Annotated in this window: 1 protein-coding gene and 1 pseudogene; both read left to right on the top strand. The window is 75.9% G+C overall.

All coding sequences use genetic code 11. The features are described from left to right. Window positions 1–139 precede the first annotated feature (139 nt). Window positions 140–844 (top strand): annotated as a pseudogene (locus tag I59_RS02545) (DUF58 domain-containing protein); the annotation flags it as partial. Beyond that, window positions 841–1,377 (top strand): hypothetical protein, encoded by a 537-nt coding sequence (locus I59_RS02540; RefSeq protein ID WP_031272537.1) that lies wholly within the window; start codon window positions 841–843, stop codon window positions 1,375–1,377. The pseudogene I59_RS02545 and the gene I59_RS02540, both read left to right, overlap by 4 nt. The last annotated feature ends 136 nt before the right edge of the window (window positions 1,378–1,513 follow it).

The raw sequence follows: 1,513 nt of genomic DNA, 5'->3' as shown, positions 1-1,513 counted from the left end.
CACGCGGTCGTTCCTGTTCGCCAGCCCCGGCATCGCAGACGAGTTGGAGGCCCTCCTGCACCGGGCGGAGGCCGCCGGGCTCGGGGTGGGAGCGTCCTGACGACGTCGACACCCCCGGACCGGGCGGGACGTCGCCGCCTTCACCCCCGGGGACCGACTCCGCAGGATCGACTGGCGACGCACCGCACGACGAGCCGAACGCCCCGGGGACCTCTACGTCCGGCGCACTTTCGCCACCGCGGACGCACTGGTGGTGCTCGTCGTCGACGGACGTGACGACCTCGGCCCAGACGTCACCCGGTGGAGCGGTGCCCGGCACGGAGCGCACGAGACGACCTCGCTCGACCTCGCCCGCGAGGCCGCCCTCTCCCTGGCGACCGCGTACATCGGAGCCGGGGACCGGGTCGGCTTCCGGGCCCTGGGCGGTGCCGCGCGATCGGTCGAGCCGGGCGGCGGAACGCGGCACCTCGAACGGCTCCGGTCGACGATCGCCACGGTGACGCCCACCGGCGACGCAGACGGCCCCGCGCGGATGCCGCTCGTGCCGGCCGCATCGCTCGTGGTCGTCCTGTCCACGTTCCTCGACGACCAGCCGGCGACGATGGCGACGACCTGGGCGGCCACCGGGCACCGGGTCGTCGCGGTGGACGTGCTCCCGACCCCGGACCTGCGCCGGGCCAGCAGGCACGAGCGCCTCGCGTTCCGGTTGCTCGCACTCGAACGCGAGGACCGGCTCGCCGAGATGACCGCCACCGGTGTCGAGCGCATCAGCTGGCAGCGCGACGACGGCAGCTCCCCGGCCGTGCAGCTCCGGCTCCTCAGCCGTCCGCGGCGGGCCGGGTGAGCCTGCGTCCCCGAGCCGAGCGGACCGGCGCGCCCGCGATCGGCCGCGCGATCCCGGCGTGGACGATCGGTGCGCTCGGCCTGGTCGCGGGGGTCCTCGGATCGGTCGTGGTCGTCGGGGCGAGCGGCTGGCTCGTCGTCGCGGTCCTCCTGGCCGTGGCCGCCGCGGTCCTGCCCCGCGGGCCGTTCGCCGCCCTGTTGGTCGTGCAGCTCGCGATCGCCGGGCTCGACGGGGCCGACGTCGCCGTGCTCGTCCTGGCGACGCACCTCGTCCTCGCGACGAGCCTGCTCTGGGCGTGGACGCCGCGCACCGCCCGGGTGCAGCTCCGGGCCCTGCTGCCCGCAGCGATCCGGTTCGTCGCCGTGCAGGTCGCCGTGCAGGCGGTCGCGTTCGTCGTGGTCGCCCTGTTCGGCGACGCCGGGCCGGTCGGTGGCGTCTGGCTGGCGGTCGCGGGGGCGGTGGCCCTGCTCGGGCTCGCGCTCGGCCTGGTCGTGCCGATGCTGCTCCGGACCGGGGAGGACACGGGGCACTGAGCGCCCGGCACCGCACCAGCGGGGCGCTGAGCGCCCTACGCCCGGCGCCGCACCCGCGGGTCCACGAACGCGTACACGACGTCGACGATCACGTTCGCGACGACGATGAGCAGCGCCGAGAACAGCGTGAAGCCGA

The organism is Curtobacterium sp. B8, from assembly GCF_000333315.1.
In the GTDB taxonomy this organism is placed as follows: Bacteria; Actinomycetota; Actinomycetes; order Actinomycetales; family Microbacteriaceae; genus Curtobacterium; species Curtobacterium luteum.
This window is presented reverse-complemented; position numbering and strand designations above follow the sequence as displayed.